This window comes from Roseateles sp. GW821-FHT09H10 (assembly GCF_059415865.1).
In genome coordinates, this window is the sequence record NZ_JBWKOB010000001.1 from 1442772 (window position 1) to 1460813 (window position 18042).

21 protein-coding genes are annotated in these 18042 nt (G+C 68.8%); 10 read left to right on the forward strand and 11 right to left on the reverse strand.

All coding sequences use genetic code 11. The annotated features are described in order from the left end of the window. The first annotated feature begins 20 nt into the window (after positions 1 to 20). The 4 genes from AC07OY_RS06710 to AC07OY_RS06725 all read left to right on the forward strand — a co-directional run bounded on the left by AC07OY_RS06710 (position 21) and on the right by AC07OY_RS06725 (position 2966). Entirely contained in the window at positions 21 to 977 is a 957-nt protein-coding gene (locus AC07OY_RS06710) for a CsgG/HfaB family protein (protein WP_495041735.1), read from the forward strand. Next, positions 977 to 1702, forward strand: coding sequence for an SDR family oxidoreductase (locus tag AC07OY_RS06715; protein WP_495041736.1), 726 nt, complete (start codon positions 977 to 979; stop codon positions 1700 to 1702). The genes AC07OY_RS06710 and AC07OY_RS06715 overlap by 1 nt, the downstream gene beginning before the upstream one ends. 154 nt (positions 1703 to 1856) lie before the next feature. Continuing rightward, positions 1857 to 2513: a PEP-CTERM sorting domain-containing protein gene (locus tag AC07OY_RS06720; RefSeq protein WP_495041737.1), complete on the forward strand. Its 657-nt coding sequence runs from the start codon at positions 1857 to 1859 to the stop codon at positions 2511 to 2513. A gap of 186 nt (positions 2514 to 2699) precedes the next feature. Next, a complete protein-coding gene (locus tag AC07OY_RS06725) occupies positions 2700 to 2966 on the forward strand; it encodes a hypothetical protein (RefSeq protein ID WP_495041738.1) in 267 nt (88 codons plus the stop codon). Positions 2967 to 3162: 196 nt separating this feature from the next. Here the strand turns inward: AC07OY_RS06725 and AC07OY_RS06730 are convergent, their stop codons facing one another. From AC07OY_RS06730 to AC07OY_RS06745, 4 genes are read right to left on the reverse strand one after another with little or no spacing between them, the layout of a single operon-like run. Then, entirely contained in the window at positions 3163 to 3867 is a 705-nt protein-coding gene (locus tag AC07OY_RS06730) for a DUF3047 domain-containing protein (RefSeq protein WP_495041739.1), read from the reverse strand. After that, a complete protein-coding gene (gene rsgA / locus AC07OY_RS06735) occupies positions 3867 to 4769 on the reverse strand; it encodes a ribosome small subunit-dependent GTPase A (protein WP_495041740.1) in 903 nt (300 codons plus the stop codon). The genes AC07OY_RS06730 and rsgA overlap by 1 nt, the downstream gene beginning before the upstream one ends. Next, a complete protein-coding gene (locus tag AC07OY_RS06740) occupies positions 4766 to 5101 on the reverse strand; it encodes a 4a-hydroxytetrahydrobiopterin dehydratase (protein WP_495041741.1) in 336 nt (111 codons plus the stop codon). The genes rsgA and AC07OY_RS06740 overlap by 4 nt, the downstream gene beginning before the upstream one ends. Continuing rightward, positions 5098 to 6369, reverse strand: a complete 1272-nt coding sequence (locus tag AC07OY_RS06745; protein WP_495041742.1) for a M48 family metallopeptidase — start codon at positions 6367 to 6369, stop codon at positions 5098 to 5100. The genes AC07OY_RS06740 and AC07OY_RS06745 overlap by 4 nt, the downstream gene beginning before the upstream one ends. Positions 6370 to 6418: 49 nt before the next feature. On the opposite strand from AC07OY_RS06745, the gene orn reads away from it, so the two are divergent. Genes orn through AC07OY_RS06760 form a run of 3 tightly spaced genes read left to right on the forward strand, consistent with a single transcriptional unit; the run spans position 6419 to position 9307 of the window. Next, positions 6419 to 6979 carry an oligoribonuclease gene (orn, locus tag AC07OY_RS06750; RefSeq protein WP_495041743.1) on the forward strand — a complete coding sequence of 187 codons (561 nt, stop codon included), beginning with the start codon at positions 6419 to 6421 and terminating at the stop codon, positions 6977 to 6979. 16 nt (positions 6980 to 6995) lie between these two features. Further along, entirely contained in the window at positions 6996 to 8765 is a 1770-nt protein-coding gene (locus AC07OY_RS06755; RefSeq protein WP_495041744.1) for a chorismate-binding protein, read from the forward strand. Then, complete coding sequence (locus tag AC07OY_RS06760) at positions 8762 to 9307, forward strand: hypothetical protein (RefSeq protein WP_495041745.1); 546 nt, start codon at positions 8762 to 8764, stop codon at positions 9305 to 9307. Before AC07OY_RS06755 ends, AC07OY_RS06760 begins: the two co-directional genes overlap by 4 nt. 4 nt (positions 9308 to 9311) lie before the next feature. On the opposite strand, the gene AC07OY_RS06765 is transcribed toward AC07OY_RS06760, so the two are convergent. Then, the gene (locus AC07OY_RS06765; RefSeq protein ID WP_495041746.1) at positions 9312 to 10202 is read right to left on the reverse strand and encodes an SDR family oxidoreductase; all 891 of its coding nucleotides are present in this window, start codon (positions 10200 to 10202) and stop codon (positions 9312 to 9314) included. A 102-nt stretch (positions 10203 to 10304) separates the two neighbouring features. On the opposite strand from AC07OY_RS06765, the gene AC07OY_RS06770 reads away from it, so the two are divergent. Further along, complete coding sequence (locus AC07OY_RS06770; RefSeq protein ID WP_495041747.1) at positions 10305 to 11138, forward strand: helix-turn-helix transcriptional regulator; 834 nt, start codon at positions 10305 to 10307, stop codon at positions 11136 to 11138. Here AC07OY_RS06770 and AC07OY_RS06775 read toward each other — a convergent pair. After that, complete coding sequence (locus tag AC07OY_RS06775) at positions 11118 to 11657, reverse strand: DUF2087 domain-containing protein (protein WP_495041748.1); 540 nt, start codon at positions 11655 to 11657, stop codon at positions 11118 to 11120. The two genes, AC07OY_RS06770 and AC07OY_RS06775, sit on opposite strands and share 21 nt — an antisense overlap. A 534-nt stretch (positions 11658 to 12191) precedes the next feature. On the opposite strand from AC07OY_RS06775, the gene AC07OY_RS06780 reads away from it, so the two are divergent. Both AC07OY_RS06780 and AC07OY_RS06785 read left to right on the forward strand, forming a co-directional pair. Further along, a complete protein-coding gene (locus AC07OY_RS06780) occupies positions 12192 to 13865 on the forward strand; it encodes a DEAD/DEAH box helicase (RefSeq protein WP_495041749.1) in 1674 nt (557 codons plus the stop codon). 64 nt (positions 13866 to 13929) lie between these two features. Beyond that, positions 13930 to 14529, forward strand: coding sequence for a DUF1294 domain-containing protein (locus AC07OY_RS06785; protein WP_495041750.1), 600 nt, complete (start codon positions 13930 to 13932; stop codon positions 14527 to 14529). On the opposite strand, the gene AC07OY_RS06790 is transcribed toward AC07OY_RS06785, so the two are convergent. The 5 genes from AC07OY_RS06790 to AC07OY_RS06810 form a co-directional block, all read right to left on the reverse strand. Then, entirely contained in the window at positions 14507 to 15175 is a 669-nt protein-coding gene (locus AC07OY_RS06790; protein ID WP_495041751.1) for a hypothetical protein, read from the reverse strand. The two genes, AC07OY_RS06785 and AC07OY_RS06790, sit on opposite strands and share 23 nt — an antisense overlap. Further along, positions 15172 to 15723, reverse strand: coding sequence for a MerR family transcriptional regulator (locus tag AC07OY_RS06795; protein ID WP_495041752.1), 552 nt, complete (start codon positions 15721 to 15723; stop codon positions 15172 to 15174). The genes AC07OY_RS06790 and AC07OY_RS06795 overlap by 4 nt, the downstream gene beginning before the upstream one ends. Next, positions 15720 to 16088, reverse strand: a complete 369-nt coding sequence (locus tag AC07OY_RS06800; protein WP_495041753.1) for a hypothetical protein — start codon at positions 16086 to 16088, stop codon at positions 15720 to 15722. The genes AC07OY_RS06795 and AC07OY_RS06800 overlap by 4 nt, the downstream gene beginning before the upstream one ends. Positions 16089 to 16147: 59 nt before the next feature. After that, on the reverse strand, positions 16148 to 16948 hold the full coding sequence (locus AC07OY_RS06805; protein WP_495041754.1) for a DODA-type extradiol aromatic ring-opening family dioxygenase: 801 nt from the start codon (positions 16946 to 16948) through the stop codon (positions 16148 to 16150). A gap of 77 nt (positions 16949 to 17025) precedes the next feature. Beyond that, the gene (locus AC07OY_RS06810; RefSeq protein WP_495041755.1) at positions 17026 to 17889 is read right to left on the reverse strand and encodes an L-type lectin-domain containing protein; all 864 of its coding nucleotides are present in this window, start codon (positions 17887 to 17889) and stop codon (positions 17026 to 17028) included. Positions 17890 to 18042: the final 153 nt, after the last annotated feature.

An 18042-nucleotide genomic window follows, 5' to 3' on the forward strand; every position in this document is an offset into this window, starting at 1 on the left:
ACAACGATGCGAGGTTGATCATGAACAAAAAGACTCTCAGCATGGCCGTGCTGGCCCTGGCCGCGGCGGCCGCGCAAGCCCAGGAGGCGGGCTCCAACGTCGAGAAGTGCCCCAAGAAGCTGGGCGTGCTGGCCGTGGCCGAGCCCCAGCATGGCTGGAACCACCTGTCGCACTACGGCCTCGGTTCGCCGGCCGCCCTGCTGCGCATGATGGTGCAGCAGTCGGGCTGCTTCGACGTCGTCGAGCGTGGCCAGGCCATGCAGAACATCCAGCAGGAGCGCAACCTGGCCGCGGCCGGCGAGATGCGCCAGGAATCCAACATCGGCAAGGGCCAGATGCAGGCCGCCGACTTCGTCATGACGCCCAATGTGCTGATTCCTGCCAGCAACACCGGCGGCGTCGGCGGTGCCATCGGCGGGCTGCTGGGCGGCAAGCTGGGCGCCATCAGCTCCATCGCTGGCGGCCTCAAGTTCAAGGAGGCCACCACCAGCCTGCTGCTCGCCGACGTGCGCTCCAGCATCCAGGTCGCTGCCGCCGAGGGCAAGGCCACCAAGACCGACTTCTCCATCGGTGGCTGGGGCTATGGCGGCGGCCTGGTGGGCGCCGCGGGCGGCTACACCAGCACGCCCGAGGGCAAGCTCATCGCCGCCAGCCTGCTCGACAACTACAACAAGATCGTGCTGGGCATCCGCGACCAGCAGAGCCTGATCCGCACCGGCAGCGCCGCGGGCGACGCCAATGCCGGCGCGTCCACGCAGGCCGGCGCGCCCATCAATGCCGGCCAGATGCTGGTGGCCAAGATCTCCAACGTGAAGGCCTACGCCGCGCCGTCGCGCGACAGCAAGGTCGTCGCGACGCTGAGCCGCAGCGACGAGCTCGTGGCGACCGGCGAGGTCAAGGATGGCTTCGTCAAGGTCGACGCGGCCAACTTCAGCGGCTGGGTGCAGCGTTCCCTGGTTTCTTCGACCGGGCGCTGATGCGGGTCGCTCTCGTCACCGGCGCCGGCTCCGGCATCGGCCGGGCAGTGGCCCGCGCGCTGGCTGCCGAGGGTTGGACGCTGGCGCTGATGGGCCGCCGCGTTGATGCGCTGCGCGAGACGCTTCCCGATGCGTTGGCCCTGCCCACCGATGTCTGCGACGAGGCCCAGGTCGATGTGGCCTTTGCAAGCCTGCGCGAGCGTTTCGGCCGGCTGGACCTGCTCTTCAACAACGCCGGCATCTCGGCGCCCGCCGTGCCCATCGACGAGCTGAGCGTGGCGCAGTGGCGGGCGGTGGTCGACACCAACCTGACCGGCAGCTTCCTCTGCGCCCGCGCGGCCTTCGCGCTGATGAAGGCGCAAAGCCCGCGCGGCGGCCGCATCATCAACAACGGCTCCATCTCGGCCCATGCGCCGCGGCCGAACACGGTGCCCTACACGTCGACCAAGCACGCCATCACCGGCCTGACCCGGTCGCTGAGCCTGGATGGCCGCGCCTTCGACATCGCCGCCGGCCAGATCGACATCGGCAATGCCGCCACCGAGATGACCGAGAAGATGGCGCGCGGCGTGCCCCAGGCCAACGGCACGATGGCGGTGGAGCCGCGCATGGATGTCCAGGATGTCGCCCGCGCCGTCGTCTACATGGCCGGCTTGCCGCTGTCCGCCAATGTGCAGACCATGACGGTCATGGCGACCAACATGCCCTTCGTCGGGCGCGGGTGAGGGCCTGCGAAGGGCGCCTGAGGGCGTCGGGATATTTGACAGTTGCAACTTGTTGTTTGCTGGTCCTCCCATAAGTTCTTGTCACTAAAGGAGTTTCCTTGGTGGCCTGTAACTTGCTTCATATGCGCAATTCTCCTTTTCTAGGGATTGCGCCATGAAGAAATCCGTTTTCTCGCTGCTGTTTGCAGCCCTCCTCGGAAGCGGTGTTGCCGCTCACGCAGCCCCGACGGCGCTGGTCGACGTGTCTGACGACTGGTTCGGCGGCAGCGCGGCAAACGGTTATGCGCTCAGTGGCAATCCTGCCGACGGCTATCTGCGCACCTTCGGCTACGAGGGCGCCTTCACGCGTTCGGCGATCGAGTTCTCGATGGCGGGCCTGAATGTCGGCGACACCATCAATTCGGCCACCTTCAAGGTGGTGTCCAGCGGCACTGCCGTCGCGGGCGGACATTTCCAGTTCTGGGGCTATGCCGGTGACGGCCTGGTGACGACTGGCGATGCCACGCTGACCACGCGCCTGCTGGGCACGCTGGCCACGCTCGACGGCACGCCGACCTACCAGCTGGACGTGACCGCCTTCATCCAGGACATGCTGGATACCGGCGCCAGCTTCGCCGGCATCCTGATCACGGTGCAGGAAGAGGGCCCCAATGTCTTCCTCGGCAACGACCTCAACAGCCGCGAATTCGGCGTCGACGCGCCCGTGATCAACGTGGACGCGACGGCCGCCAATCGCCTGCCCGAACCGACTTCGCTGGCCCTGGTCGGCCTGGCACTGGCTGGCATGGGCCTGCGTCGCCGCCGCGCCTGATGGCCTGAGACACCAAGGCGGCCTGTTCGGAAGGACAGGCCGCTTTTTCGTTTCCGCCCGACAAGACGGCGGCTCGAATGCGCATGGTTTTTGTCGGGTCGAGGTTGAGACTCCCTCAGCCGCAGCATTCGCAATGGGTGACCATCGTCACGGTCCCGGCGGGCGTCCAGCGTTCAAAATAGGTCCATGTCGCTGTTCCGCTCCCTGCTTCGCCTGTTGATGATCGTCGCCGGCGCACTCATCGGCCTCGGCCTCTTCCTGATCGCCGTGCTGGGCTTCGTCATCTTCCTGGTGATCCGCCTGCTGACCGGCCGCAAGCCCGGCCTGCAGTTCCGCGTCAACAAGAACCCCTGGGCGCAGCGCCGCCAGCCGGTGGGCGACGTGGTGGACGTCGAGGCCCGCGAAGTGCGCGACGCCGCGCCGCTGCCATTGCGCGCGCCCGAACAGCGCTGATTTCGGCGTTTGCGGGCCGAGCGCCGGACCTGCCATGGGCCAGAGGCCCATGGCCTTCCGTAGGCACAAGCAGTCCGCAGGGACTGCTTGTGTCCGACTTCAGTTCACCTGGCCGGCCGGCGTTGGCGATGTGCCTGCCGATGGGCTGCGGCACTGCCGCAGCGCGGTCTGCAAGACCGATCAGACTCGCTCGCGTTCAGCGAGGTGGGGCTGAGCGAGGGGCTTCCAATTCGACGGGACCGTACCAGGTCCGGGCTGACGCGCGGCTGTTGTCGCTGTCGGTCATGACGGCCATGGAGGTCAGCGGCCCCGGCGCCTCGCCGAAGGCCAGGCGGAAGTCGGCGGCCAGATCGCGGCGGTGTTCGCGCCAGCGGCGCAGCTCCGCCGGACCGGAGTCGACGACGATCTTGCGGATGCGGTCGCTGCGCGGATTGATGACGACGGTGCCCACCGGCAGCTTGCTGTCCCAGACATACATCAGCGTCGCATAGGGCGGCGACTCACCCGTCAGGGCCTGGGCCATCTCGAATTTCATGCGCGTGCGCAGCGGCAGTTTGTCGGTGTCGCCGGCAAAGCCGAAGATGACGCGGGCGACGGCATCCTCGCGATCGACGTCAGAGACATTGGCGCCAGGGATCAGCCCTTGGGCCCACCACGAGAAGCTCACCTGGCCCACCTGCTGCCGTGGCGGCTCGAGCTTCTTGCGCCAGATGCTGGCGGAGCGGTCCGACGACGCTTCCAGCGCGGGGCGGCCGTCCTTTTCCGTCCAGTTGTACTGGGTGGACTTCTTGCCGGGCAGGGCCAGCGGCTGCCAGCCCTCGGCCGCGGGTGGCGGGGGCGTGACAGTGGTTGCGCAGCCGGCCAGCAGGGCCAGGGCGCCAACAAGCAGGGAGAGGCGCATCACCAGGTCTTGCGTTGGAGTTCTTCGAGGATTTCGCCGTAGATGCGGTAGCGGCTGGCGCTGATCTGCCCCGCCTGCACGGCCGCCTGCACGCCGCAGCCCGGCTCGTGGATGTGGCTGCAGTTGGCGAAGCGGCAGTCGGCGTGCTCGCGCAGGTCGGGCATGTAGCGCCACAGCTCGGCGGCAACGATCTGGCGCAGGCCGAATTCCTGGAAGCCGGGCGAGTCGATCAGGGCCGTGGTGCGCGTGTCGTCTGTCCAGTACCACTGCGTCGTCGTCGTCGTGTGGCGGCCGGAGTTGAGGGCCTGCGAGATCTCGCCGACCTGGGCCTGGGCGTCTTTCACCAGCAGGTTGATCAGCGTGCTCTTGCCCGTGCCGCTGGGGCCGAGGACGAAGGTGCGCTGATCGGCCAGCCAGGGATCCAGCGTCGCGCGCGAGCCCTCGCGGTCGGCCTTCAGCGCCACCTCGAACATCTTCAGGCCCATGGCCCGGTAAGGCGCCAGGCGCTCACGGGCCGAATCCGTGCCGGGCAGGTCGGTCTTGTTCAGCGCGATCGCCATGCGGATGCCCGCGGATTCGGCGGCAATCAGCGAGCGGGCCAGCTGGCTTTCGCTGAAGACGGGCTCGACCGCGACCAGCACCAGCAGCTGGTCGAGATTGGCCGCGAAGCTCTTGGTCTTCCACTCGTCCTGGCGGAACAGCAGATTGCGGCGCGGCTCGACGGCCTCGATGACGCCTTCGTCGCCGGATTCAGCAAAGCGCACCTGGTCGCCGACGACGGCGTCGCTTTTCTTGCCGCGCGGATGGCAGACAAGGCGCTTGCCGTCAGCATCCTCGACGATGTAGTGGCGGCCATGGCCACGCACGACAAGTCCCAGGTCCAGCGCCTGGAATTTGCTCATGTACCGGTCGCTTCGGACAGGGCGCTCACCTGCGCCGCGCAGATCGCGTCGTTCAGCGTCAGCCCGCCGCGCGAATGCGTCGAGTAGCTGACGGTGCAGGCGTCGTAGCCCACCAGCATTTCCGGATGGTGATCCTGGGCATGCGCGATCTCCGCAACGGCGTCGACGAAGGCCATGGTCTGGTAGAAGTTCGCGAAGCCGAAGCGGCGCCCGATCACCTTGTTCTCGGCATCCGGCAGCCAGCCGGGCAACTGCGCCAGCACGCGGTTGCGCGTGTCGGCGTCCATCAGGGGTGCCTTGGGGTCACATTGGGCAAGCAGCAGATCGTTCATGAGGCGAGCGCTGCGAGCCGTTCGGCAGCGGGTGGGTGGGAGTAGTAGAAGCGGGCGTAGACCGGATCGGGCGTCAGCGTGCCGGCATTGTCCTCGTGCAGCTTGAGCAGGGCCGAAGAGAGGTCGGCGCCGCTGGCCTGGGCGCGGGCATAGGCGTCGGCCTGGAACTCGTCGCGGCGCGAGAAGTGGCTGGCCAGCGGCGTCACGAAGAAGCCGAACACCGGCCCGGCGAGCAGGAAGAGGATCAGCGCCAGCGCGTCATTGGGGGCGGCGAGGTTGGGCTGGGCGCCCAGGCCCAGGTAGAAGGCCGGCTGCTGCATCAGCCAGCCCAGCAGCGCGAAGCCGGCCAGGCTCATCGCGAACATCAACACGATGCGCTTGGTGATGTGCTTGTGCTTGAAGTGGCCCAGCTCGTGGGCCAGCACGGCCTCCACCTCGCCGCCGTTGAGCTTGGACAGCAGGGTGTCGAAGAAGACGACGCGCTTGGCCGGGCCGAAGCCGCTGAAGTAGGCGTTGCCATGGGCCGAGCGGCGGCTGCCGTCCATGACGAAAAGCCCCTTGGCCGCGAAGCCGCAGCGCGCCATCAATCGCTCGACGCGTTCCTTCAGCGCCAGGTCGGTCAGCGGCTCGAACTTGTTGAACAGCGGCGCGATGACGGTCGGGTAGATGACCATGACGAGCAGGTTGAAGCCCATCCACGAGCCCCAGGCCCACAGCCACCAGCGCGGCCCGGCGGCGCCCATCAGCCACAGGATGAGGGCCAGGATGGGCAGGCCCAGCAGGGCGCCGACCAACAGGCCCTTGGCCATGTCGACGAGGAAGAGCTTCAGCGTGGTGCGGTTGAAGCCGAAGGCCTGTTCGATCCTGAAGGTGGACCACAGCTCCCAGGGCAGGTCCAGCAGCGAGCCGACGACCAGGAAGGCCGCCACCAGGCCGAGCTGGTAGCCCATGCCCTGCCAGGCCTCGGGCAGGGCGCTGCTGGCGGCAAGCACCCAGGCGTTGAGCAGGCCCAGGCCGCCCAGCAGCGTCCAGCCCAGCAGCACGGCCGCGTTGAAGGCCAGGGCCAGCAGGCCGAAGCGGGAGCGGGCGATGGTGTAGTCGGCCGCCTTCTGGTGGGCGGCCAGCGTGACGCTGCCTGCAAAGGCGGCGGGCACCTGGCCGCGGTGGGCGGCCACATGGCGGATCTGCCGGGAGGACAGCCAGAACTTGACCAGGGTCGAGGCCGCGAGCGCGACGGCAAAAGCCAGGGACAGGAGCAGGGGAGACATGGCCAAATTTTAGGCTGCGAGAATTCGCCATCCTCAGAGTGAGTCCAACATGTCCGACACCCTTGCCCCCAGCGAAAACAACCTGATCTGGATCGACCTCGAAATGACGGGTCTCTATCCGGACACGGACCGCATCATCGAGATCGCCGTCGTCGTCACCGACGCCAACCTCGAGAAGCGCGTCGAAGGCCCGGTCTTTGCCGTGCACCAGACCGACGAGACGCTGGACAAGATGGACGCCTGGAACAAGGGCACCCACGGCAAGAGCGGCCTCATCGACCGCGTCAAGGCCTCGACCATCTCCGAAGCCGAGGCGGCCGCCCAGACCATCGCCTTCCTGAAGCAATACGTGCCCAAGGGCAAGAGCCCGATGGCCGGCAACAGCATCTGCCAGGACCGCCGCTTCCTGGCCAACTACATGCCGGAGCTGGAGAGCTTCTTCCACTACCGCAACCTCGATGTGTCGACGCTGAAGGAACTGGCCAAGCGCTGGAAGCCGGCCGCGCTGGAAGGCTTCAAGAAGGCCCAGGCCCACACGGCCCTGGCCGACATCCACGAGTCCATCGACGAACTCATCCACTACCGCACCCATTTCCTCAACCTGGCCTGATAGCGCGCCGGCCCGCTTGCTGCACGCCGCCTTCGACTTCCCCCGCCACCCGCTGGCCCGCGAGGACGGCGAGCGTGTGCGCGGCTGCTGGAGCACGCCGCCGGCACGCTGGCTGCGCGCGACGAGGCTGGACGAGGTGGCCGCCGTCGTCGCCCAGGCCGAGTCGGCTGCGCGAGGCGGCGCCTGGGCGTTGGGTGGCCTGCGTTTTGAAGCGGCCGCGGCTTTCGACAAGGCCCTGGTCACCCATGCAACCACCGCGCCGCTGGCCGAATTCGCGGTCTATGAGGTCGCCCCCGAGCCCTGGCCCGAACCGCCGCCGGCCTACAGCGGCTTCCTCGGCTGGCGCGATGCCGAGCCCGATGCCACGGGCGCCATCGAGCGGATCCGTACCTATATCCGCGACGGCGACTGCTACCAGGTCAATCTGACGACCCGTCTGCGTGCCGAGGCGGGTGCTCTCGATCCCGAACAGCTGTTCCTGGCCCTGCACGCCAGCCAGCCGGGCGGCTTCAGTCTCTTCCTGCGCGAGGCGGGGGCGGCCAGCGTGTCGCCAGAACTCTTCTTCGACTGGCGCCCCGTGCCCGGCGCCAAGGCCAGCTGGCTGCTGGCCGCCCAGCCCATGAAGGGCACGGCGCCGCGCGGGCGCGACCGCGTCGATGACGAGGCGGCGCAAGCGCATCTGCGCACCAGCGAGAAGGAACGCGCCGAGAACCTGATGATCGTGGACCTGCTGCGCAACGACCTGAGCCGTGTCGCCCAGCTCGGCACGGTGCGCGTGCCGCGCCTGTTCGAGCTGCATGCGCTGCCGACGGTCTGGCAGATGACGTCCACGGTGACGGCCGTCAGCCGCGGCGGCCTGACGCTGGCCGACGCCTTTGCCGCGCTTTTCCCCTGCGGCTCCGTGACCGGCGCCCCCAAGGTCAGGGCGATGCAGATCATCCGTGAGCTGGAGCCCACGGCGCGCGGCTGGTATTGCGGTGCGCTGGGCTTGATCCAGCCCGGCGGCGTGGCCACCTTCAACGTGCCCATCCGCACTGTCGAGTTCCGCGGCGATGCGCTGACCTGCGGCATTGGCAGCGCCATCACGCTGGACAGCGAACCCGCCGCCGAGATCGCCGAATGGCGAGCCAAGTCGCGCTTCCTGGCCCGCGCCGAGGCGCCCGTGGAGGCGCTGGAGACGCTGCGCCTGGAAGCAGGCGTGGCGCTGCGCGGCGATGCCCATCTGGCCCGCATGCAGCGCACGGCGCGCCACTTCGGCCTGCGCTTTTCCTTGGCGGAGGCGCGAGCCCATCTCAAGGCGGTTGCCGCCGGCAAGCCCGAGGGCAGCTGGCGGCTGCGCCTGACCTGCGACGCTGAGGGCCGCTTCAGCCACGCGCTGACCGCCTTCGTGCCGACGTCCGAACCCGTGCAGCTCGCGCTCGCCGATCGCCCCATGCCGACGCGCGGTCCGCGGGCCGAGTACCTGGCCCACAAGACCACGCGGCGCGAGCTCTACGCCTTCGACAAACCCGCCGCGGCCTTCGACCTCGTCCTCTGGAACGAGGCCGGCGAGTTGACGGAATGCAGCTTCGGCAACCTCGCTCTGCAGATTGACGGCCAATGGCTGACGCCGCCGCTCGCCGCCGGCCTGCTGCCCGGCGTGCTGCGCGCCGAGCTGCTGGCCCAGGGCCGCATCCGCGAGGCGCGGCTGATGCGCGAAGACCTGGCCCGAGCTTCGGGCCTGGCCTTCTTCAACAGTTTGCGGGGATGGCTGCCGGCCATGCTCATGACAGGAGAGCCGCGATGAATGGATGGCACAAGCGCGGCGCGGGGCTGCTCGCGATGGCTTGGTGCGGATGGGCCGGTGCCGCGGGAGAGCCGCCGATCTGGGCGCTGGACACGCCGGAGTCCAAGTATTGCGATCACCAGGGCATCGACGCACGCGGGTTCCCGAAGATGGACTGCGTGACCGGTCCCGAAGCCTTGCAGAAAGTCCCCGTGGAGTTTCGCCATGTCGCATCGAAGCTGCTGCAACTGCAGGCAGGCTCCAAGCCCGACGATGTTTCGAGACTGATGGGTGAATCGCCCTACAAGGTCGGGCGGGAGCATTCGTTCCGCTTTGGCAAGCAGGAGGTGAAGTCGCAGAACTTCGACTGGCTGGCCGGCGGCGATGCGAGCAAGGACAAGGACGCGCGGTACATGGAATGGGGCGGCGTCCGCGTCATCTACATCGACGGACTGGCGGAAAGTGCCTTGCTGATCCGGAACCGGGCCTGGCACTTCAAGGTGACCTATGCCGACACCCGCTGCATCATGAATTGCGGAGCGGCCTCGAAACCCCAGCCGTGAAGCGTCAGGCCGCGAAGTAGGCGGGCTGGTCCACGTCGGCCAGCAGGCCGATGCGTCGCGGCTGCCAGCCGAGTTCGTGCCGCGTCGCCTCGCTGCTGCAGGGGTTGTCCATTGCCGCGAATTTCTCGAACCAGCCGAAATGTGCTGCCGCTGCTTCGCCTGCCAGGCTCTGGACGGGCAGCCCCAGGCGTCGGCCAATGATGGCCGTGAGGTCGGCGAAGGCCACGCCCGTCTCCGCGGCGCCGTGATAGCTCGCGCCGGCCCGGCCTTGCTCGACGACGCGACGGAACAGCTCGGCCGCGTCCAGCCTGTGCACGGCTGGCCAGCGGTTGCTGCCGTCGCCGAGTTGGGCGGCCAGGCCCTTCTGGCGGGCGAGGTTGATCAGCAATGGCACAAAGCCATGGTCGCCATCGCCATGGACCGAGGGCGGCAGGCGCACGATGTTGACGTTCACGCCGCGCTCGGCGAGGGCTGCGGCGGCCTGCTCCGAGGCAACGCGGGGGTGATGAGGGGAGGGCGTGTCCGTCTCCTTCGCGAAGGGCCGGCCCGCCGCCACCAGGGCCGTGCCCGAGGTGACGACGAGGCGGCGGTCGCTGCCGGCCAGCGCCTCGCCCAGGGCCGTGACGATGTGGCGGTCGTCCTCGCAGCTGGCGGCAAAGCGGCTGAAGTCGTGGTTGAAGGCCGTATGGATGACCGCATCGGCGGCAGCCGCGCCACGACGCAGGCTGTCGAGATCGGTCAGGTCGCCGCGATGCGCCGTCGCACCGGCAGCGGCCAGGGTCTCGACGGCCGCATCCGAGCGCGCCAGTCCGGTCACGCGATGACCATGGGAAAGCAGTTCTTGCACAATGGCCGAGCCGATGAAACCGGTCGCGCCCGTCACGAACACATGCATGGGGAGTCCTTGCAAAACAGTGGGAGTGGCGCCACTGTCGCGATGCCGGCTGCGCACGTGAAGCCGTGAGCGCATACCGGTATTGCCACTAACAGGATCACGATGTCCGTTGTCCAAGACAACCCGCTCGGTCGCTACTTGAAGGAGCGCCGCGCTCGCCTGGATCCCGCCGCCCTGGGCCTGCCACTGGCGCGCCGACGCACGCCGGGCCTGCGCCGCGAGGAGGTGGCCCAGCGCGCCCATGTGAGCCCCACCTGGTACACCTGGCTGGAGCAGGGAAGAGGCGGCGCGCCGTCCACCGAGGTGCTGGAGCGCCTGGCAGGCGCCCTGCAGTTGAGCGACGTCGAACGCGAACATCTCTTCCTGCTGGCCCAGAACCGCCCGCCGGAAGTCCGCTTCCAGGTAGCGGCCGCAGTGCCGCTGCGGCTGCAGCGGGTGCTGGACGCGCTGGCCTTTTGCCCGGCCATGATCCGCACGCCGACCTGGGATGTCCTCGCCTGGAACCGCGCCTGCGCCGCGGTGCTGAACGACTACTCGGCCATGCCACCGGAGCGGCGCAACATCCTGCGCCACATCTTCGGCAACCCTGCCGCGCGCCAGCGCATCCCGAACTGGGAGCGGGATGCGCGCTTTGTCGTCGCGGCCTTCCGGGCCGACGTCGCACGGGCCGGCGCCGGCGATGCCGTGCAGGCCATCGTGGAGGAACTGAGCGCGGCCAATGCCGAGTTCGCGGCGATGTGGGGCGAGCTCGACGTGCGCGAGGGCTATGGCGAGATGGCCAAGCTCATCCACCATCCCGTGGCCGGGCCGATCTCGCTGGAGTACAGCGGCCTGGCCGTGGAAGGCCGGCCGGACCTGACGATGATCGTCTACCACCCGGCCACCGCGGCCGACGAGGCGCGCGTGCGCCAGTTGCTAGTGGGCCAGCTGGCGTAGCGCCCGCATCAACGCCATCGCATCCTCGCCCGGCCGCGCCGGCAGCTTGGTGTAGATCGAGCTGTCTGCCGTGCGCGCCATCAGCTTCTGCGTGACGAGGTCGCGGCGCAGCGTGCAGTAGTCGCCGAAGCTGTGCCAGGCGGTCAGGATCTGGTTGACCTCGCGCTCGGTGTAGGGGCGGTTGGCGTCGAAATGCATCCACAGGCCCCACAGCGCCATCAGCTGCACGGAGCGCTTGACGGGCAGTCGGGTCAGCCGGCCCTGCTCGTCGAAGAGGCGCAAGGTGCGGCGCACGATCTCGCTCAATTCATTGGCTGCAAGCGGCGGCTTGGGCCTCTGCGCTGGCGGTCGCGCCTTCAGCGTCTGCAGGTTGCGATGCCCGGCCGCGCGGGCCAGCATATTGAGCAGGGTCTGGTGGCCGGGCGGCTGCGGCGGCTCATGCTTGAGCAGCTGGGCACGCAGGGACTTGGCGAAGGCGGACAGATCGTCCACGACGAGGGGCAGGGATTCACGGGCCATGGGGGCACTCCATGCGCACGCCAAAACAAAAGAGGCTGGGCTTGCCGACTTGCAGCCAGGGCGCACGCGTTGAGCTTCACGTGAACGAAGGCGGAGGCTTGGCAGGTTCAGCTCGCGGCGGGTGCCGCGCGGCAAGGCCTGGGTGTTCTGCCGACCCGGGCTGCAAGTGTGCCAGACCGCACACCCGCGCCTGCGGGGGTGATTCCGTGAAAACCCTGATCCGTGCTACAGTCGCGGCTTCGCCTGGGGCCTGCTCCAGGTGTTCCACGTCTCCTCTGACCTCGTTCGATCAAATCCAGTCCTTGGGCATCGAACTCCGAACACGGATCGGTCGGCGGCGATGAAGCCGTCGCTTTGACTGACTGTTCCCCCGCGCCGCACCCGGGCTGCTGTAACAAGCCCGAGCCGCACGACGCGAGCTGATCTATCTCCCAGCGACTTATGTGATTCCGAAGGGCTTGTGATGCCCCTCGGCGCCGCGCGTTTGCCTGCTGTTGGCGGGTGCACGGTGTGAATGAACGAAAGAGCGAAGTAATGAGTTTCGAGACCCTGGGCCTGAGCCCCTCCGTGCTGCAAGCCGTCAAGGATTCTGGCTATGAAACGGCCACCGACGTGCAGGCCCAAGCCATTCCCCTGGCCATCGCGAACAAGGACCTGATGGTCTCCTCGCGCACCGGCTCGGGCAAGACCGCCGCCTTCATCCTGCCGGCCCTGGAAAAGATCCTGGCCGCCCGCGGCGACAACACCAAGCGCCGTGAAAAGGGCGTCATCTACGGCCCGCGCGTCCTCGTGCTGGCCCCCACCCGCGAGCTGGCCATGCAGGTCAGCAAGGCCGCCCAGACCTATGGCCGCCACATCCCGGGCCTGAAGGTCGCGACGGTGCTGGGCGGCATGCCCTATCCGCTGCAGATCCGCCAGCTGACCGGCCCCCTGGACATCCTGATCGCCACCCCGGGCCGCCTGCTGGACCACCTGGCCAGCGGCAAGTGCGTGCTGAACAACGTCGAGATGCTGGTCCTGGACGAAGCCGACCGCATGCTGGACATGGGCTTCATCGACGACATCAACGTCGTCACCAGCCACACCCCTGAGACCAAGCAGACGGTGATGTTCAGCGCCACCTTTGCCGGCCACGTCGGCCGCCTGGCCCAGCAGCTGCTGAAGGACCCGCAGCGCATCGAGGTGGCCAACCACACCGACACGCACGAGAACATCGAGCAGCGCCTGCACTGGGCCGACAACCCCCATCACAAGGACCAGCTGCTGGAATCCATCCTGGCCGCGCCGGAACTGGACCAGGCCGTTGTCTTCACGAGCACCCAGCGCGACGCCGACTGGCTGGCCGACCGCCTGGCTGAGCTCGGCCACTCGGTTGCCCCGCTGCACGGTGCCATGCCCCAAGGCAAGCGCAACCGCGTGCTGATGGGCCTGCGCCGCGGTGAAGTGAAGGTGCTGGTCGCTACCGACGTCGCCGCCCGCGGCATCGACGTGCCCACCATCAGCCACGTCATCAACTACGGCCTGCCGATGAAGGCCGAGGACTATGTGCACCGCATCGGCCGTACCGGCCGCGCCGGTCGCCAGGGCCTGGCCATCACCCTCGGCCTGCGTGAAGACGTGTCGATGATCCGCCGCATCCAGCAGTTCACGACGCAGACGATTCCCGTCAGCCACATCGAAGGCCTGGAGCCCAAGACGCAGGAACCGCGCATCTTCCCGCCGCGTCCGGCCGGCTCCTTCGACGACCGTGGCCCGCGTGGCAACTTCGGCGGCCGTCCCGGCTTCGGCAACAAGCCCTTCCGCCGCGAAGAAGGTGGCCGCCCCTTCCATGGTGGCGGCAAGCCCTTCGGTCATGCCCATGCCGGCCAGGACCGCGGCTTCGCACCGCGTGACGACCGTGGCTTTGCGCCGCGCGCTGACGATCGCGGCTTCCCGCCGCGCGAGAACCGTGGCTTCCAACCGCGTGAAGACCGTGGCTTCCAGCCCCGCGGCGAGTTTCAGCCCCGTGAAGATCGCGGCTTCCAGCCCCGTGAATTCCAGCCCCGCGACGACCGTGGCTTCCAGCCGCGCGGCGATCGCCCCTTCCATGGCGGCGGCAACAAGCCCGCGTTCGGCGGCAAGCCCAGCTTTGGCGGCGGCGACCGTCCGGCCTTCGGCGGCGAGCGCCGTGGCCCCGGCGGCCCGCGCAAGGGTGGCTTCGGCCGCTGATCGCGTGGCAGCGTCCGCTGCCCGGCGATGATGGAGGGCCCGCGCTGCGGGCCCTTTTCATTTCATGACCTCTTCCAGCGACCGACAGACCGGCACCCTCGTCCAATGGGACGACGCCAAGGGCTATGGCTTCATCGCCCCCGATGGCGGTGCGGCCCGCCTTTTCGTGCACATCCACGCCTTCGTGGCGCGGCCTCAGCGGCCGGTGGTGGGAGAAAGGCTGAGCTTTCAGGCCGGGCGCGACGCCCAGGGCAAGCCGCGGGCTCTGGCGGTGCGATCCGTCAAGGCACCGCCGGCGCCCGCCGCGCCGCGTGATCGCCAGCGCGTGCTGTTGCTGATCCCGGCCTTTGCCGGCTTCGTGCTCACCGTGCGCCTGCTGTGGGGCGTGCCCAACTGGCTCTGGGGTCTCTATTCCGCCATGAGCATGGCGACCTTCATCGTCTATGCGCTGGACAAGCGGGCCGCCACGCGCGGCGACTGGCGCGTCGGCGAGAACACCCTGCATGGCCTGTCCCTGGCCTGCGGCTGGCCGGGCGCGCTGCTGGCCCAGCAGCTGCTGCGCCACAAGAGCGTCAAGCCGGCCTTCCGGCGCGTCTACTGGGCGAGCGTCGCCCTCAATGTCGCGGCCTTTGTCGCGATCTTCACGCCGCTGCTGAAAAGCTGAACTCGCCCAGGCCTTCGATGGCCAGCACGCCGCGTGCGGCGCCGGCCAGCGGGTGCAGGCCGCCCCAGGCGCCCGTGGTCACGACGGTTCCAGCGGCCGCCTTGACGCCCGCATGCTTCAACCAGGCGGGCAGCACGCCCGCCGGGTTGTTCAGCGAATGCCCACCTCGGCGCACGATGTCGGCCTGGCCTTCGAGCTGAAGCCGCCATTTCAGCTGGCCCCAGTCCAGCTCGCGCCAGGGCTGCCAGCCGCCCAGCAGCAGGCCGGCGTTGGACTGGTGATCGGCCATGCGCAGCAGGGCCGGCGCATCCAGGCCTTCGGCCCAGCGCGAGGCGACCAGTTCGATGGCGATGCACATGGCTTCGGGCGCACCCTGGGCGTCGATGCGCAGCGCGACCTCGGCTTCGACGCCCAGCAACGACTTGGCCGCCACCGGATTCACCGGCGAATGGCTGAAGGGCCCCTGGGCGCTGGCGCCGCCGGACTTCCAGCGCTCGAAGCGCCAGCCCAGGGCCCGCGCGACGCCGTCCTGCACGGCGTAGGCATCGGCCTCGTCGCGGACCACATCGACCCAGTCGGCGGCTTTGAGCTGGCCGCCGTCACGATGGCAGGCGGCGAGTTGTTCGATCAGCGCTTCTTTGTTCATGTCTGCAGTGTCGTGGACGCAGCGGCCTGCCGAATCGCCGCGACTTCCTGATCCGGCAAGCCCAGCGACTCCAGGAAGGCCTCATGCCGCTCTGGCGCCGCGGCCTCGAAGCCGGCATGCCAGCGGTGCATGTCCGCGTCGCTGAAGCCGGCCTGGCGCAGCAGGGCCACCCAGTCGGCCTTGCCGCGGGCGCGGCGCAGGGCATGGAACTCGGGCATGGCGAGCAGGCGGGCCAGTTCCTGCTGTTGTTCGCGCAGGCGCTGGATCTCGTCGCTGATGGCCAGCAGGCGCTGCTCCAGCAGGGCGGCCGGGCCGTCGGCCTGGGGGCGTGACAGCAGCTGCTGGATGGCCTGCAACGACAGCCCGGCCTCTCGGTAGCGGCGGATGCTGCCGAGTCGCTGGATTTCGGCCTCGCCATACAGCCGGTAGCCGCTCTCGCTGCGCGCCAGCGGCATGAGCAGCCCCAAGGCCTCGTAGTGCAGCAGGGAAGAACGCGCCAGGCCGGTGGCGCGGGCCAGGCGGCCGAGGGTGAGTGGCGGCGGCGTCATGCGGGCAGGGGCTGCAGGTCGGGCGGCTGGAAGCGCAATCGCGCTGCGGGGCTGGCCAGCAGTGTCGGCGAATAGTGGCGGGCCAGCAGGCCCCGCGCATCGTCCAGCAGGGCCGCGTCGTCGGCGCCCCGCGCCGCCATCAGCCGCAGCAGGGCCTCGGTGATGGTGCGGTGGAACTTGGCGTGGGCGCCGTGGTGGGCGGCAAAGCGGGCGATGTCCGCGCAGGTGCGCTCGATGGCGATCTCCAGCGGCGCGCTCTGCAGATGCAGCCGGGCCAGGCGCAGATGCTGGCGATGGCCAAAGTCGCCGGGCGGAAGTTCGCAGCTGGCTATTGCCGCGAGGAATGCGGTGTCGTCAAGGTTCATGGCGTCTCCAGAAGGAAAGCCATGAGCCTCGGGGTGACGGCAGCCGTCAGGTCAAGCGTTCATCCGAAGCGGAAGCTGGAGGCGGTCACGCCGCCGAGGAATCCGGTCTCGTGATAGCTGCAGCTGGCCGTGTCGCCCTCGGCCGCACCGGCGGCGACCATCAGCGGCAGCAGATGTTCCTCACGCGGATGGGCCAGCCGGGCAGCGGGGGCCTGGGCCCAGGCCTGCAGGCGCTCGGCCCGGCCGTCCGCGCTGGGCAGGGCGGTCTGCAGCCAGGCGTCGAAGGCGGCGGAAGGCTCACGGCCCTGCATGCCGTAGAGGCGGAGATTGTGGAAGCTGAAGCCGCTGCCCAGGATGAGCACGCCTTCGTCGCGCAGCGGCGCCAGGGCCCGGCCCAGGGCCAGGTGGTCGGCCGGGCTGAGGCCGCGCTTCAGCGACAACTGCACGACCGGCACATCGGCCTGCGGATACATGGGCACCAGGGTGCAGAAGGCGCCATGGTCGAAGCCGCGCTGGGCGTCGCGCGCGGCGGGCAGGCCGGCGGCCTGGATCAGGGCGACGACACGCTCAGCCAGCACCGGGTCGCCCGGGGCCGGGTAGACGACCTCGTAGGTGTGGGCCGGGAAGCCGCCGTAGTCGTAGAGCATGCCCGGCGCCGGCGCGGTCATCACCGTGAACGCGCTCTCCTCCCAGTGCGCCGAGATCATCAGGATCGCCTTCGGCTTCGCCGGCAGCGTGGCCGGCACGGCCTGTAGCGAGGCCTCGAGCTGGGCGTGGGCGCGGCGGTAGTCGCCATCCATGAAGGGCCAGGGGCCGCCGCCATGGGAGAGGAAGAAGGTGGGCAGGCGAGGGTTTTGCATGCCCCAAAGACTAGGCCCGCCGGAGCGGGCCTGGTTTCAGCCAGCTTGATGCCGGCATTCGCAAAACTCGAACGACGTCAGGCGCGGCGGCGACGGGAGGCGGCGAGGGCGGCAACGCCGGCCAGGCCCAGCAGGGCCAGGTCGGCCGGCTCGGGCAGGCGGCCGGGGCCGACGATGGAGGTGTCGTTGGCGAGCTGCCAGCTCAGGATGTCGTGGTTCTGCCAGCCGGAACCGGTGGCGGCGGTGAAGCCGACGAAGGCGTCGTTGGTGCCCAGGGCGGCGCTGATGTCGATGTTGTAGTTGGTGATCAGCTGGATCAGGGCCGAGCCGGCTTCCTGCACGCCGACATTGAGCATCTTGGTCGTGCCGTCGTAGTTGACGAAGGCCGACCAGATCTTGCCGTTGCTCATGCAGCCGGCGGCGCCGTAGTTGCCCGACGTGCAGTTGGCCATGCCGTAGGGGCTGACCGGGGCCAGGCTGGCCAGGGAGCCGTTGACGTCGATGCCAACGTGGTTGCTGCCGCCAACCTCGCCGTTGTTGTAGGTGTCGAATTCGATGGCGACGCTGTCGGTGACGAACTGATAGCCCATGCCACCACCCGTCGAGCCCAAGCCGGAAGAAGCCTTGGAGAGCACGAAGGTGAAGCCGTCCGCCGGATCGATGCCGCCGGCCTGGTTCATGCGGAACTGGAAGCTGGTGCTGAAGGTCGCTCCGGCGCCGAGGCTGATGGCGGTCGTGCTGAAACCGGCACCAGCCGTGTTGAAGGCGGCGGGGGTGAGGCGCAGATCGCCGCCGTTGACGGCCGTCGAGCCGACGCAGGTCAGGCTGCTGCCACAGGCACCAGTGAAGTTGGCGTAGTCGATGACGAGGGCGGCCTGGGCCTGGGGCGCGAGGCCGGCGAGGGCGAGAGCGGCAGCAGCGAACAGCGTGCGGTGAGTCATTTCTCGTCTCCTCCGGATGGTGTGAGTCAGATATGCAAATCTGATGCCACCGCCACCGCTTCATGGAGGGCGGTGACGGAGCCGGGGCCCGGGGCGCGGCCGTCTGTCAAAGCCCTCGACACCCCCTAATTTGCCGGCTCCGGCGGCCGTCGA